The following is a 14,730-nucleotide window of genomic DNA, read 5'->3' as shown; positions in this document are numbered from 1 at the left end:
ATGTATTGGAATGAGACGTATGAGTGTATGGAAAGGGAAAAACTAAACAAATTGCAGTTTAGTTTGCTCGAAGACACTGTTAAAAGAGTTTACCAGAATGTTCCTATATACAGAAAGAAAATGCAGGAAGCAGGCGTTAAGCCGGAAGACATAAGGTCTTTGGAAGATTTAAAACTGCTTCCGTTTACGACAAAACAGGATTTAAGGGACGGATATCCATATGGGATGTTCGCAGTTGATTTAAGCGAGATAGTAAGGATCCATGCTTCTTCGGGAACGACGGGGAAACCTACCGTTGTCGGATATACGCAAAGTGATTTAGGTTCTTGGTCTGAGATGATGGCAAGGGCACTTACATCTGCCGGAGGGACAAAGAATTCTGTCGTGCAGGTCGCTTTTGGATACGGGCTTTTTACCGGAGGTTTAGGAGCGCATTACGGGGCTGAAAAGATAGGTGCTTCTGTAATCCCTATAAGCGGCGGCAATACCAAACGCCAGATAATGCTTATGAAGGATTTTGGGACGACGCTTATTGCATGCACACCGTCTTATGCGCTGTTTTTGGCAGAGACCATGGAAGAGATGGGCATAGATAAAAGCGAACTTAAACTAAGAAGCGGCATATTCGGCGCAGAACCGTGGACAGAGGAGATGCGCAAACAGATAGAAGACAGGCTTAATATTTTAGCTATTGACATATATGGCTTAAGCGAGGTCACAGGGCCTGGGGTTTCCTGCGAATGCTACTGCAAAAAGGGCATGCATATAAACGAAGATTACTTTATACCGGAGATAATAGACCCGGAGACTTTAGAAGTTTTGCCCTATGGTGAAAAGGGCGAACTGGTAATGACGACTATAAATAAGCAGGGAATACCTTTATTACGATATAGGACCAGGGATATAACCGCACTTAACGCAGATAAGTGCGACTGCGGAAGGACTTTTGTACGTATGTCCAAAGTACTTGGGCGGTCTGACGACATGCTTATAATCCGTGGGGTAAACGTGTTTCCATCGCAGATAGAAAGCGTACTTGTAAATATTGCGGAAGCATCGCCGCATTACCAGATAGTGGTAGACCGTGTTAATGGAAGCGATACTTTAGAAGTTCAGGTAGAGGTTTCAAGCGATATCTTCTTCGACGAAGTACGTAGAATGGAGACGCTTAGAAAACATATAGCAGACGAGCTGCATTCTGTGCTTAATATAAGCGCAGCTGTAACTCTGGTTGAACCGAAAACGATTCAGAGAAGCGAAGGCAAGGCAAAAAGGGTTATAGACAACAGAAAATTCTAGTTATAGCGAGGAGGGAAACAATATGTTGACACAGCAGATTTCAGTGTTTATCGAAAACACAAAGGGCAGGTTAAGCAAAATAACAGGAGTATTGGCAAAAGAAGATATAGACATTATCGCAATATCAATAGCAGATACCACTAATTTTGGTATTTTGCGCTGCATAGTTAACGACCCCAAACGTGCACTTACAGTACTTAAAAATGCAGGATTTACAGCCAATACTACATACGTGCTTGCAGTTGAACTAGACGATAAACCAGGCGGCTTAAACGCCGTATTAGAGCTTTTAAACGATGCTGATATAAGTGTTGAGTATCTTTACTCGTTTGTAAGAAGAGGAACTGATAAAGCGCTCATTTTATTCAAAAGGGTAGACGATAATGATAAGGCGGTAAAAGTTTTAACCGATAATAATATCAATATACTTTCAGATAAGGACGTCTACAATATTTAAGAAGCAGGGTAATTATATTGGCACGAGCTTACGTTGAAGTCGATTTAGACGCTATTAAAAATAATATAAGGGAAATTAAGAACCATCTATCCGAGAATACGCGTATTATGGCTGTGGTAAAGGCAGATGCATATGGCCACGGCTGTATTCCGTGTGCTACGGCAGCAATTGAAGCGGGGGCTAAGTGGCTTGCAGTTGCAACGCCTGAAGAGGGCAAGGTCATCCGTGATGCGGGGATAAAAAACCGTATACTTATACTAGGTGCAATAGAAGACGATGAGATAGATATGTGCATTGATTTAGGCCTTGACCTGTGCGTTTTTTCAAGTGTAGCTATAGAAAAGATAGCTGAAATCGCAAAGAAAAAGGGCAAGGTTTGCCGTATACATATAAAAATAGATACGGGTATGGGCAGGATAGGTATAAGGACAATTGGGGAACTAAAAAGTATCCTTAGTTCGGTAGAAAAACATAAGAATATAGAACTTGCAGGGATATTTTCACATTTCCCGTCTGCCGATACAGCTGCGCACGATGAGACGACAAGGAAACAACTAGATAAGTTTTTGGAGTTTGCAAAGTATGTAAAGGATAGAGGGTTTACACCGCTTCTTCATATATCAAACTCCGCTGCGTGCATAAAGTTTAATGAAGCGCAGCTAGATATGATAAGGCTTGGGATATCGATGTACGGTATTTACCCGTCTCCGGAAATGGAAAATAAAGTGGTAAAGCTTTCTCCTGCTATGAAGGTCTTATCTAAAGTCGTATTTGTAAAAGATATAGACAAAGGGGACACGATAAGTTACGGGCAAACGTTTAAAGCCAGCGCCCCTATGAAAATCGCTACTATAAGCATAGGTTACGGAGACGGCTTTAAAAGGCTTCTATCCGGTAAGGGAAGCGTACTGATACACGGGAAACGCGCTCCGATAGTCGGAAGGGTCTGCATGGACCAGATGATGGTAGATGTAACGGATATAGAAGGCGTAGTTGTCGGAGATGAAGTGGTCTGCCTAGGGAAGCAGGGAGAAGAAGAAATAACGGCAGACGAAATTGCTGAGCTTTGCGATACAATAAGCTATGAAATAGTCCTTTCGTTTTTGCAGATGATGCTTAGGGTTTACTTGACATGAAAATAGAAGCTAGGCAAGGGGCGCTTTGCGTGCGAAACGGCATGACGGAGCAAGAAAGAAAGTATAATTCCAGTGTTATATGCAGAAAAATCAAGGGATTAGACGAATTTAAAAAAGCTAAGACCATAATGGCATATTATCCAACGAATAGCGAAGTAGACATAACCCAAATATTTAACGTGTGTAAAGATATGGACAAACGCATATGCCTACCGGTCGTCCTGGATGGAGACGGGCAAATGGATGTGGCTCTGTATGATGAAAACAGCAGCCTTTTGGCAGACAGGTTTGGAATATTGTATCCGCATGATGCTGAAAAAGTTAAAAAGAGCGATATAGATTTTGTTATAGTACCGATGGTCGCATTCGACGGAAATCTTAACAGGATAGGTTATGGAAGAGGCTATTACGACAGGTTTTTAGCAGGGACGCATGCGTATAAGTTAGGTGTTGCGTTTTCCTGCCAGCAAGTTTCAGAGATAATAAAAGATATTAACGACATAAAGATGGACAAAATAATAACCGAAAAAAACATCTTTTATTAAGGAGAAATTACTATGCGGGTTATTTCTGGCACAGCCAGGAGCATAAGGCTTTTAGCACCGGAAAAAGTAGCGCGGCCTACTACGGACAGAGTCAAAGAAGGCATGTTTAGCGTAATACAGTTTGAAATATCCTCCGCTAGAGTACTGGATTTGTTTTCAGGTTCAGGGGCTCTTGGGATAGAGGCTTTATCAAAGGGGCTAAAAGCTGTACTTTCATAGATGAATGCAGCGAATGTATAGATATAATAAAAAAGAATTTAATTAAGACAAAGCTTTTTCCTTTGGCGATAATAAAAAAAGGCGATGCTATAAGTTTATTAAAGACGGTCAATGGGCCGTTTGATATAATATTTCTAGATCCGCCGTATAAGTCTTTATTATATAAGGAAATAGCAGAAATAATTTTAAAATACCATTTGTTAGCGGAAAATGGTATAATTGTGGTAGAAAGTGACTTTTTTGATGTTTTAGATGGTTTTAATGGGCTTTTTAAGGTAAAACAGAAAAAATATGGGAATATATACGTTACATATTTTAAGGAGAATTAACTTTGGAGAAGATTTGTATTTATCCCGGCAGCTTCGACCCAATAACAAACGGCCATATGGATATAATTGACCGTAGTTCCAAGATATTTGATAAAATAATTGTTGCGGTGCTGATGAATGCGTCTAAAACACCTATGTTTAGTGTGGAAGAACGCATGGACCTTATAAGAAAAAGCACTGAACACCTGCCAAATGTAGAGGTAGACAGTTTCAAGGGGCTTTTAGTTCATTATCTTGAAGAAAAAAACGTCAATATAGTCATACGCGGCCTTCGTGCAGTGTCGGATTTTGAACATGAATTTTCTATGGCGGCATTGAATGCGCATATGTATCCTAAGATAGAAACAATACTCATGATGACGAGGACTGAAAACTCTTTTTTAAGCAGCAGCTTTATTAAAGATATAGCCAGGAATAAAGGAGATATAAAGGATTTTGTCCCTTCGCAGATCGTTTCAGATATTACAAAAAAAATTCAAGAGGAGAGGTTTTCGGGGAAATGAAAGTTTTTGAGTTTATCGAGGAGTTAGAGCAGGAAATAAATATGAGCCCAAATGCTTTTCTGTCTAAAAAGAAAGTAATCGAAGTAGACATAGTTATGGAGATCATACAAGACATAAAAAACTCTCTTCCGGAAAGCATTATAGAGGCAGATGGTACGCTGCAGGAAAAAAGCCGTATATTAAGTGACGCTCAAGAAGAGGCCAGCTCCATAGTAGCGGGGGCAGATTCAAAAGTAACCGAACTGGTTGAAGAACACGAATTAACCCAGCTTGCATATGAAAAAGCCAGAAGTATACTTGAAAGTGCCAAGAAGAATGCAAGAGAAATAAGGCTGGGCGCAAACCAGTATGCAAAAGATGTACTGCAGGATGTGCAAAATTATTTAAACGATTATTTAGACGCAGTAAAAGACGATTCAGCACAGTTAGATGTTAGAAAAACTGTGAAGAAAGAGCCAGAAGTGCATTTAGATTAATATTTTTTCAGCTTTGCTAATAAAGTTGTGCTGCAAAGCAAGAAGAATATAAGGCCTAAATATTGGTAAACGTTTGGTGTATTTGCGCTTAAACTCGATGTTGTGACAGTTAAAGGAATAACCTTTAAGCTTGCAGCCAGAATAAGAGAGGACAAGCAGCCCTGCATGAACTTAGCCGCTATAAAATTTTTAGCACTTAGCTTATACTGAGATATAAAGGCATATGTCTGCATTATTATAGATAAGCCGCCAAAGCCTAAAAGAAAAGCGGATATGTAGGCCATCAATATTTTACTTGAGATCTTGCTTGCCATGTTTACACCAACAGTCATTTCTATACTGCCTGATATTAATGGTTTTATAACTGCCGGATTTATTGAAAATTTGGTGAGCAGAGGAGACAGTATATTAGATACGGTTTCAAAGAATCCTAGGTGGTTTAAAAGGTTAATTAAAACATTAAATAAAATTATAAAACCGCATATAGTTGCAACAGTTATAAGAGAAGTAGTAACGGCGTTTTTTAAAATATTGCCTATAGTTGTCTGCTTTGAAAAGAAATTATTTTTTAGCCGGAAGTTATGAAGGGCTTTTTTTAATTCAGCCCGTATACTATAAACCATTTTCTTTTTGCCAAAGCGGATACGCATTATAACTCCGGTTAGAATCGCTGCAATGTAGTGTGAGAATAAGAGGTACCCCGAAAGGTAAGGCGCATTAAACAGGGATATCGCAACTACGCCGCTTATAAAAAGAGGGCTGGTTATACTTGTAAAGTAAAGTGTTAGTTGCGCTTCGTCACGGGTTAATATGCCTTTATCAAATAGTTCTGCGCTGAGTTTGGCGCCTATTGGATATCCGGATAGCCCGGCAGATAAAAATACGTATCCGGATTCGCCAGGGCATCCGAACAAAAAACCGAAGACAGGGGACAAGATAGCGCCTATAATTGGCACAAAGCCGGTCTGCAGGAGTATGGAGGTTCCTATTAAAAAGGGCAGTATAGAAGGCAGCACGGATTCTATAAAGAGCATCAGTCCGTTGCTCGCGGCATCTATGCTTATTTCGGGAAAGAGTGCCACTAGAAGTAAAAATAAAAATACTGATATAATAAGGATACACTTTGGTATTCTCTGCATAAATTTTCTCCTCGAAGTATATATGTAATTGATATGTTTGATAGGTGTTTGATATGAAGGACAAGATAAAAATAGGTTTAGCATTAGGTGCGGGTGCCGCCCGCGGATTTGCCCATATAGGCGTGATAAAAGCGCTTAATGAAAATAACATACCGATAGATATGGTATCTGGATGTTCCATGGGTGCTTTTATCGGTGCGCTTTATGTTACAGGCAGCGACCTTGACATGCTCGCCAACCTCATATCCATTTACGGTATGAATAAAATACGTGATTTTTCTTTTAATAATAAGCAGGGGATAATAAAAGGCGAAAAAGCTGAAACACTTATTAGGTTACTCACAAAAAATAAGACATTTAAGGAAACGAGCGTACCATTTACATGCGTGGCCGTCAGGTTAAGAGACGGCAAACTTAAGGTGTTTGACAAAGGGAAAATATATGATGCCGTCCGGGCAAGTATTTCAATGCAGGGGATATTTTTGCCAAAAGATATAAACGGGGAGCTTTATGTAGACGGCGCCATAGTCGAAAGAGTGCCGGTCCAGACTGTCAAGAGTATGGGAGCAGATATGGTAATAGGGGTTGATGTTTCGTATAGAGGTGAGGACCAGAAATCTCCTAAAAATGTGATGCAGCTTATGCAGCAGGCTATGAATATAATGAGCTATGAAATCGCCAAGAGCAAGATGTATAAGGCAGACGTTTTGATATTGCCGTCTGTCAGGGAAATAAGCCCGTTTTCAAACAGCCAGGTTGAAGAGTGTGTCGACATTGGATATAAAAGGACACTTGATTCTATAGATGCGATAAAGGAAAAGATTGAGGAGATTAAAAGCAATAGTTAGACTTCGATCAAACGTTCGGTATAGTCGCGGTTAAAAGTTTTGGACTTTAAAAGGTAAAGGTTCGTCGCCAATATATCTAGATCCAAAAATTCATTTTTTATGTTTGAGGCGGAATAGATTATCGGGCAGCTTGCCTTTTTTGATATATATGATAGTAAGTGTTTAGATGCTTTTTTTATGCCCAAAACCTTTATATATTGGGGAGGGCTTTGGTTAAACTTAAGTATTGCTTCTTTGGTTATCCCGATAAGTGCGTTTATGAGTATCCGGTTTATTCGCGTTTTAGTATACCGGCTGCTCTTTATCGCGTTTATAAATTCATCAAGATCATTGGGGTGGGATTTTAGGCTTGAGAAAATTTTATTTTCAAGCCCCTCGGAAACGTCTGGTAAAAGTGCGATGCCCTCTTTATTGAGTTTTATAAGTGAATTAAATATACTTTCTGAGAAATCATTCAAGACGCGTATATTTCCTAAGTCTATCTGCTCTTTTAAAAGTTCGTAACAGGCTTTTGGCACATAACTTAAAATATCAGAATTGGCAAGAATGCCTTTTCTAATTGCAGAAGCACTGGCCAGCTTATCTGAAAGGCTATTTTCATGGTAACCGCTACCTTTGCGCTTAATAGGAAGCGGGGAAAGCGTTGGCGCATATCTTTTTATTGCCTTTAGGTATTCTATTGCCAAGATATTGTTTGGTTTATTGATAGCAGATACCTTGTCACTGTCAAGAGATAGGTACTTTTTAAGCGCCTCGCCCCTTGATTTGACAAAACTATGACCGGCAGACAGGCTTTCCTTTAAATATGCCCTGTAATTTTCCGGTTCGTTTATCAAAACGTCTGCTACTGAAGATAGAAATGTGATGTCCGGCGTCTCGCAGCCAAAAGACAGTGAAGTTGCGCCTATTTCATTTAAAAGTTTAACGCCGGCAGATGCAAAACCCTCCGCACTTTGAAGAGAACCTAGAGCAGACAATTCAAATACGATATCAGCACCGGAAGCAAGGGCGCATTTTGCCCGTGTCCACTTATCGAACATTGCAGGATAGCCGCGCTGAACAAAGCTGGCAGACATTGCAACAGCTACCGCATCCGCGCCGGAACTTTTACGGGCAGCATCCAGATGGTAGGCATGTCCTAAGTGAAAAGGGTCGTATTCTGCTATAATTCCGCATATTTTCATAAAATTCTCTTTTCATTTCAGGTCAATTGATATATAATAATTCATTGGTGAAATAATTATACCAAAACTTTATATAAGTATACATATATAAAAAGGAGTATGCAAGATGGCGTTAAAGGATATTTTAATTGCAAAAGCTAAAAAAGACAAAAAAAGAATTGTTTTAGCAGAAGGCGAAGAAATTAGAACTATTACTGCTGCTAATAAGATAGTTAAGGAAGGTATAGCAGATGTTGTTCTGATTGGGGACGAGAAAGTTATACGTGAAAAAGGCAAGGATTTAAGCAGTGAGGTTAAAATAATTGACCCAAAGACATCGGACAAACTGGATTCTTACGCAAAACTTTTCTACGAGATCAGAAAATCAAAAGGGGTGACTGAGGAACAGGCTAAAAAGCAAGCTCAGGATCCTCTTTATTTTGGTGTACTCATGGTAAAGGCGGGAGAAGCCGATGGAATGGTAGCCGGCGCAGTGCATACTACATCGGATACTATTCGCCCAGCTCTCCAGATAATAAAGACAAGGCCCGGAATAGAATTGGTATCAACCTGCTTCTTAATGGAAGTGCCCAAAAAGGAATTTGGCTTAAACGGTATACTTGTATTTGCAGACTGCGGACTTAACCCTGATCCAAACGCATCTGAGCTTGCTTCGATAGCAAAGACTTCGGCAATGACTGCAAAAGAATTGGTTGATATGGATGCAAAAATAGCGATGCTCTCTTTCTCCACTAAGGGAAGCGCGAAGCACGCTAAAGTAGAAAAGGTGGCCGAAGGAGTTAAGATAGCTAAAGAAAAGTTCCCCGAACTTATGTTAGACGGGGAATTACAGGCAGATGCAGCTTTAATCCCGAAAATAGGAGAAAGCAAAGCTCCCGGAAGCAAAGTTGCAGGGCACGCAAACGTTTTAGTATTCCCGGACCTAGATTCAGGAAACATAGGATACAAGTTAACAGAGCGTTTGGCAGGCGCAACGGCTCTTGGACCAATATGTCAGGGCCTTGCAAAACCGGTTAACGACTTATCACGCGGATGCAACGCAGATGATATCGTATTTGTTACGGCGATTACAGCTGTTCAGGCACAGAGCGTATAAAAATAAGAAAAGGATTAAAGGGGATATAAAATGGATGTATTAGTCATCAATGCGGGCAGTTCATCATTGAAGTACCAGTTAATAGACGCAGATTCAGAAAATGTTCTGGCAAAAGGTATCGTAGAGAGGATAGGCATACCGCATTCTGTTTTAAAGCATACCGCTGAGGGGAAAGAAAAATATATAGTTGAAAAAGAACTAAGTAACCATAGAGTCGCCGTCGAGCTTATGTTAAAAGTATTGCTAGATGATAAATACGGCGTAATAAAAGATTTAAAAGAAATAAGTGCGGTAGGCCATAGAGTACTGCACGGAGGGCCGGATTTTTCCGATTCGCAGATAGTTACAGAACCTGTATTAAAGGCAATTAAAGACAATATTGTCTTAGGGCCGCTTCACAATCCGGCCAACTTGATGGGGATAAAGGCATGCACCGAGGCTATGCCAGGAGTGCCGCAGGTCGCTGTTTTCGATACGGCTTTTGGGCAGACGATGCCTCCTAGAGCTTATCTATATGGGCTTCCGTATGAAGCATATACGAAGCACAAAGTTCGCCGCTATGGATTTCATGGTACTTCCCACCGCTATGTCTCAATGAGTGCTGCAGAATTGATGGGCAACCCTGAGCATTTAAAACTTATAACCTGCCATTTGGGAAACGGCAGCAGCTTATCCGCTGTTAAGGACGGCAAATGTGTGGATACCAGCATGGGATTGACGCCCCTTGAAGGCGTTATCATGGGAACGCGCTGTGGCAGCATAGATCCTGCAATCGTTAAGTACATGATGGAAAGAGAAAATATGACCATCGAAGAGATGGATACATATATGAATAAAAAAAGCGGTGTTTTGGGCCTTTCAGGTATAAGCAGCGATTTTAGAGATTTATCCAGCGCGGCAGAAGAAGGGAATGAACGTGCAAAGATGGCTTTGGAAGCCTTTGCATATTCAGTTAAAAAGTATTTCGGAGCATATTCAGCTGCAATGGGCGGGCTTGATTGCATCGCTTTTACAGCGGGTATCGGCGAAAACGATCCCGAAATGCGCGCAAACATAATGGACGGGCTTGAATTTTTAGGAATCGAACTGGACCCTGAAAAAAATAGCCATCGCGGTGTCAAAATGGAGATCTCAAAGTCAAGCAGCAAAGTAAAAGTTTTCGTTATACCGACTAATGAAGAATTGATGATAGCAAGGGATACGGTTAAGCTTTTATCAAAATAATAAGTTGACAAGCGGGTAAAATAAAAATATAATCTAGTATAACTGGTTTTTTAGAGGTAAAATATGACTGTTGACGTAACGGAATGTTTAAAAAACCCGGGAGAGACTTTTTTACTAGAAGTAGAGTTTCCTCTTCCTGATATTAGTTATAATGGATGCAGTTATCAAGTCGTAGACCTTGTCAGCATCGTTGGGAAGTACGTATATTTAGATGAACGCATAACTCTTGATGCGCGTTTGAAAGCAAAAGTTAAATCAGAATGCGTTAAGTGCTTAGAAGATGCATTTTACGATATAGATGCGGAATTTAAAGAGCGCATATCCAAAACTAACCCGGATGATTTTAAGATAGTAAACAATAATGTCGATTTGTCTGAGATTGCAGAGGAAAACATAATATTTAATTTGCCTGAAAGAATGCTTTGCAAGGAAGACTGTAAAGGCATATGCCCTAAGTGCGGGGCAAACCTTAATAAGAAAACATGTGATTGTAATAAAGAAGGGAAGACGCAGGAAAATGCGTTTGGAGCCTTAAAAGATTTATTTAGTTAAGACAATGGAGGTGTTATAAAATGGCGGTACCAAAAAGAAAGACTTCTAAACAACGTAGAAATAAAAGAAGCGCAAACTGGAAGCTCACTGCTCCCAGCGTGAACGAATGTCCACAGTGTCACAAACCGAAACTGTCTCATAGGGTTTGCAAATTTTGCGGATACTACAATGGCAGGCAGGCTATGAAAGTCGAAGAAGGCAAATAAAAATAAATAATATTTAAGTGGATTATTACTTAAGTGAATTTACATCTCTTTTAAGGGGTGTAAATTCTTTTAAAAATGCGGTTAACCTAAATATGGTTGAAATCGATTGTTTGTTTTATTATAATTATATTAAAGTATAGTTGTGGTTTGGAGAAAAATTTGAATATAATACTGGATGCCTTTGGCGGAGACAATGCTCCTAAGGCAATTGTTGAAGGGGCCGTTCAAGCGGTAAATGCATATAGCGATATCAAAGTTATACTTACCGGAAAAGAAGAGCTTATTAAAGAAGAGCTCGCATTATATAATTACGATAGAAGCAAGATTCAAGTCGTTAATGCTACTCAAGTCATTGATATGGCAGAATCTCCCGTGGAGGCTATAAAGAGAAAAAACGATTCTTCGCTTGTTGTTGGCTTTAACCTGTTAAAAGAGGGGAAAGGCCAGGCATTCATCACGGCAGGGTCGACAGGTGCCACCGTTGCAGGCGCTACTCTGATAGTACGGCGTATCAAAGGGGTGAAACGCCCTGCATTGGCTCCGGTTATGCCCACTACTAAAGGAACCGGCGTATTGCTTATAGACTGCGGAGCTAATGTAGACTGTAAGCCATCTTATCTTGCACAATTTGCGCAAATGGGCAGCATATATATGAGCAAGGCTCAAGGGGTCTTAAACCCTAGGGTTGGCCTTTTAAATAACGGTGCGGAAGAAGAAAAAGGAAATATGCTTACAAAAGAGGCATATGCTATTTTAAAGGGGATGCCGCTGAATTTTGTAGGTAATGTCGAGGCTAGAAACGTAAACAGCGGAGATTATGATGTCGTTGCATGCGATGGCTTTGCAGGGAATATAGCCCTTAAAATGATGGAAGGCGCTGCACAGACTATAACTTCGATGTTAAAAGAAGAACTATATAAAAACTTTAAATCAAAAATCGGTGCACTTTTGGCAAAAGGTGCTTTTCGCCGTTTAAAAAAGAGAATGGATTATACTGAATATGGCGGGGCATTGCTGCTTGGAGTAAATGGGTGTGTTATAAAGGCACACGGAAGTTCTAATGCACGGGCAATAAAAAGTGCAGTAAACCAGGCGCGGGAGTTTATTATTGGGGATTTGGTTAATATTATAAAAGAAGAAATAACCAAAGTAGAGGACTAATTTATTTTTATATTTTTAGGAGGAACAAAAAATGGTATTTGAAAAGGTGCAGAAGATTTTATCTGAACAGCTTGAGATAAGTAAAGATAAGATCACGATGGAATCCAATTTAATTGAAGACTTAAAGGCAGATTCTCTTGACATAGTCGAGTTGATTATGGATTTGGAGCAGGAGTTTGATTTAGAAATTCCAGACGATGACCTTCCTAAGGTAATAAAGGTTGCTGACGTCGTCAAATACATAGAATCAAAACTAGAATAGGAGAAAAAGCCTTCTTTCAGGGGGCTTTTTAATTAGAAATGCTAGGCCAGAAAGCACAAAGGAATAAAAATCCAATAGAGTTAAAAATGCTAGGGAAAAAGAAACGTAGAGATGGAAACTCAATAGAGAATGAAATAGGGTATAATTTTCATAACCCTAACATCTTGACGGAAGCTTTATCACATTCCTCTACCCAAAAACTCTCTAACGAGAGGCTGGAGTTTTTAGGGGATGCTGTTTTAGAGCTTATTATTTCTGAGCATATTTTTAAATATTATAGTTTTGATGAAGGGGATATGTCTCAAAAACGTTCCCTTATTGTAAAAAAAGAATCTTTGTACCAAGCTGCACGTTTAATTAAGCTAAGCAGCTATATGTATTTTGGCAAAAGCGAGCTAATGGCAGGAGGCCCGGAGCGGCCTTCTATTTTAGCAAACGCATTTGAAGCGCTTATTGGGGCCATTTATTTAGACGGGGGATACTTAAGCGCGAAGAAGTTTATATTTAGATTCTTAGGTGAGAAAATAGAAGAAGTCGTTAACCAAAATGTTGTATACGATTATAAAACGAGCATAGCAGATTACTTAAAAAAACAAGGAATAAAAAGATACCGCTATGTTCTATATAAAGAGGAAGGACCTCAGCATGACAAGATGTTTTATGTCTATTTAAGAGCAGACGGGGAAAACATCGGGAGAGGAAAAGGAAAGACTAAAAAACATGCGGAACAGGAAGCAGCGCGCGACGCAATTGAAAACTTAAACGAAAAATAAGGAGAAAAGCGATGTTGGATTTTAACTTTGTAAAACAGACAGACAAAGAGATCTATGAAATAATGATGAAAGAACTGGACCGCCAGCAAAAGCATTTGGAGCTTATCGCATCTGAGAATTTTGTATCCGAAGCGGTAATGCAGGCTATGGGTTCTCACTTTACCAATAAATACGCAGAAGGGTATCCGGGCAAACGTTATTATGGCGGCTGCGAGTTTATGGATGAAGCGGAAAATCTGGCGATTGAACGCGCAAAACTGCTTTTTGGTGCAGAGCATGCAAATGTACAGGCACATTCCGGTGCACAGGCTAACACTGCCGTTTACTTTGCAATGCTAAACTACGGTGATACTATTTTAGGTATGAACTTAAACCACGGTGGCCACTTGACTCATGGTAGCCCTGTAAATATCTCCGGTAAATATTTTAAAATCGTTCCTTATGGGGTAAGAAAAGATACAGAATATATAGATTATGATGAAGTAAGGAGCCTTGCAGTAGCAAATAAACCTAAGATGATAGTTGCAGGTGCAAGTGCATATCCAAGGTATATAGACTTTGCAAAATTCAAGAAAATAGCAGATGAAGTCGGTGCTTATTTGATGGTGGATATGGCACATATAGCAGGATTAGTTGCTGCCGGTGCACACGATAACCCGGTTCCTTATGCTGATTTTGTGACATCTACGACTCATAAGACATTAAGAGGCCCAAGAGGCGGCCTTATACTTTGCCGTGAAGAATATGCAAAGGCGATAGATAAGGCGATTTTCCCGGGAATACAGGGCGGGCCGCTTATGCATACGATAGTTGCCAAGGCAGTATGTTTTAAGGAAGCATTAACAGAAGACTTTGTATTATATCAGCAACAGATCGTAGTTAACGCTGAAATTTTGGCGCATACCTTGATGGAGCATGGCTTTAGGCTAGTTTCAAACGGCACGGATAATCATCTTATGCTGGTAGATACAATGGCATCGGTAAATATGACAGGCAAAGATGCACAGGATATTTTAGGCGAAGTAAATATTACGGTAAATAAAAACACGATTCCTTTTGAGACATTAAGCCCATTCGTAACAAGCGGCGTACGTATAGGAACGCCGGCAGTTACTACACGCGGGCTGGTTGAAGAAGACATGGTCCTAATAGGAAACCTAATCTCCAAACTGTTAAAAGAAGGGAAAAGCGCTGTTCCGGATGTAAAAAAGGCAGTTGTTGACCTTTGCGAGAAGCATCCTCTTTATAAATAATTTTTTCAAATAAATATAAATCAGCCGCATTTTGGGAAAGCTATTTAAAAATAAGCTTAAAAGGTGCG

General features: G+C 39.9%; 19 protein-coding genes. 17 read left to right on the top strand and 2 right to left on the bottom strand.

The features are described from left to right. From R2876_00710 to R2876_00675, 8 genes are read left to right on the top strand one after another with little or no spacing between them, the layout of a single operon-like run. Window positions 1-1,299, top strand: coding sequence for a phenylacetate--CoA ligase (locus R2876_00710; GenBank protein ID MEZ4357148.1), 1,299 nt, complete (start codon window positions 1-3; stop codon window positions 1,297-1,299). Between the two features lie 22 nt (window positions 1,300-1,321). Continuing rightward, window positions 1,322-1,756 (top strand): ACT domain-containing protein, encoded by a 435-nt coding sequence (locus R2876_00705; GenBank protein MEZ4357147.1) that lies wholly within the window; start codon window positions 1,322-1,324, stop codon window positions 1,754-1,756. 17 nt (window positions 1,757-1,773) lie between these two features. Further along, window positions 1,774-2,892 (top strand): alanine racemase, encoded by a 1,119-nt coding sequence (gene alr, locus R2876_00700; GenBank protein MEZ4357146.1) that lies wholly within the window; start codon window positions 1,774-1,776, stop codon window positions 2,890-2,892. After that, entirely contained in the window at window positions 2,889-3,437 is a 549-nt protein-coding gene (locus R2876_00695) for a 5-formyltetrahydrofolate cyclo-ligase (GenBank protein ID MEZ4357145.1), read from the top strand. Before alr ends, R2876_00695 begins: the two co-directional genes overlap by 4 nt. Before the next feature lie 12 nt (window positions 3,438-3,449). Then, window positions 3,450-3,656: an RsmD family RNA methyltransferase gene (locus R2876_00690; protein MEZ4357144.1), complete on the top strand. Its 207-nt coding sequence runs from the start codon at window positions 3,450-3,452 to the stop codon at window positions 3,654-3,656. After that, the gene (locus R2876_00685) at window positions 3,626-3,985 is read left to right on the top strand and encodes an RsmD family RNA methyltransferase (GenBank protein ID MEZ4357143.1); all 360 of its coding nucleotides are present in this window, start codon (window positions 3,626-3,628) and stop codon (window positions 3,983-3,985) included. The genes R2876_00690 and R2876_00685 overlap by 31 nt, the downstream gene beginning before the upstream one ends. Window positions 3,986-3,987: 2 nt before the next feature. Next, window positions 3,988-4,488, top strand: coding sequence for a pantetheine-phosphate adenylyltransferase (coaD, locus tag R2876_00680; GenBank protein MEZ4357142.1), 501 nt, complete (start codon window positions 3,988-3,990; stop codon window positions 4,486-4,488). Further along, window positions 4,485-4,964: an ATPase gene (locus R2876_00675; GenBank protein ID MEZ4357141.1), complete on the top strand. Its 480-nt coding sequence runs from the start codon at window positions 4,485-4,487 to the stop codon at window positions 4,962-4,964. The genes coaD and R2876_00675 overlap by 4 nt, the downstream gene beginning before the upstream one ends. Here R2876_00675 and R2876_00670 read toward each other — a convergent pair. Next, entirely contained in the window at window positions 4,961-6,103 is a 1,143-nt protein-coding gene (locus R2876_00670) for a hypothetical protein (protein ID MEZ4357140.1), read from the bottom strand. The genes R2876_00675 and R2876_00670 overlap by 4 nt on opposite strands. 53 nt (window positions 6,104-6,156) lie before the next feature. Between R2876_00670 and R2876_00665 the strand changes: the two genes are divergently transcribed. Next, on the top strand, window positions 6,157-6,951 hold the full coding sequence (locus tag R2876_00665; protein ID MEZ4357139.1) for a patatin-like phospholipase family protein: 795 nt from the start codon (window positions 6,157-6,159) through the stop codon (window positions 6,949-6,951). Here R2876_00665 and R2876_00660 read toward each other — a convergent pair. Further along, complete coding sequence (locus R2876_00660; GenBank protein MEZ4357138.1) at window positions 6,948-8,135, bottom strand: nucleotidyltransferase; 1,188 nt, start codon at window positions 8,133-8,135, stop codon at window positions 6,948-6,950. The two genes, R2876_00665 and R2876_00660, sit on opposite strands and share 4 nt — an antisense overlap. Window positions 8,136-8,241: 106 nt before the next feature. Here R2876_00660 and pta point away from each other — a divergent pair, with 106 nt between their 5' ends. From pta to glyA, 8 genes are all read left to right on the top strand, one after another. Continuing rightward, window positions 8,242-9,231: a phosphate acetyltransferase gene (pta, locus tag R2876_00655; GenBank protein ID MEZ4357137.1), complete on the top strand. Its 990-nt coding sequence runs from the start codon at window positions 8,242-8,244 to the stop codon at window positions 9,229-9,231. 30 nt (window positions 9,232-9,261) lie between these two features. Continuing rightward, complete coding sequence (locus R2876_00650) at window positions 9,262-10,455, top strand: acetate kinase (protein MEZ4357136.1); 1,194 nt, start codon at window positions 9,262-9,264, stop codon at window positions 10,453-10,455. Between the two features lie 63 nt (window positions 10,456-10,518). Next, entirely contained in the window at window positions 10,519-11,007 is a 489-nt protein-coding gene (locus R2876_00645) for a DUF177 domain-containing protein (GenBank protein ID MEZ4357135.1), read from the top strand. A 20-nt stretch (window positions 11,008-11,027) separates the two neighbouring features. Then, a complete protein-coding gene (rpmF, locus tag R2876_00640; protein ID MEZ4357134.1) occupies window positions 11,028-11,213 on the top strand; it encodes a 50S ribosomal protein L32 in 186 nt (61 codons plus the stop codon). Between the two features lie 159 nt (window positions 11,214-11,372). After that, window positions 11,373-12,374, top strand: a complete 1,002-nt coding sequence (gene plsX, locus R2876_00635; GenBank protein MEZ4357133.1) for a phosphate acyltransferase PlsX — start codon at window positions 11,373-11,375, stop codon at window positions 12,372-12,374. Between the two features lie 31 nt (window positions 12,375-12,405). Continuing rightward, window positions 12,406-12,636 (top strand): acyl carrier protein, encoded by a 231-nt coding sequence (gene acpP, locus R2876_00630; GenBank protein MEZ4357132.1) that lies wholly within the window; start codon window positions 12,406-12,408, stop codon window positions 12,634-12,636. Window positions 12,637-12,674: 38 nt separating this feature from the next. Then, on the top strand, window positions 12,675-13,409 hold the full coding sequence (rnc, locus tag R2876_00625; protein MEZ4357131.1) for a ribonuclease III: 735 nt from the start codon (window positions 12,675-12,677) through the stop codon (window positions 13,407-13,409). A gap of 11 nt (window positions 13,410-13,420) precedes the next feature. Further along, window positions 13,421-14,662, top strand: coding sequence for a serine hydroxymethyltransferase (gene glyA, locus R2876_00620; protein MEZ4357130.1), 1,242 nt, complete (start codon window positions 13,421-13,423; stop codon window positions 14,660-14,662). Window positions 14,663-14,730 lie beyond the last annotated feature (68 nt).

The sequence above is a fragment of the Eubacteriales bacterium genome, assembly GCA_041390245.1.
Taxonomy (GTDB): Bacteria; Bacillota; Clostridia; order Christensenellales; family JAWKQI01; genus JAWKQI01.
The sequence above is the reverse complement of the archived record's forward strand: the minus strand, read 5'-3'. Positions and strand labels throughout refer to the sequence as shown.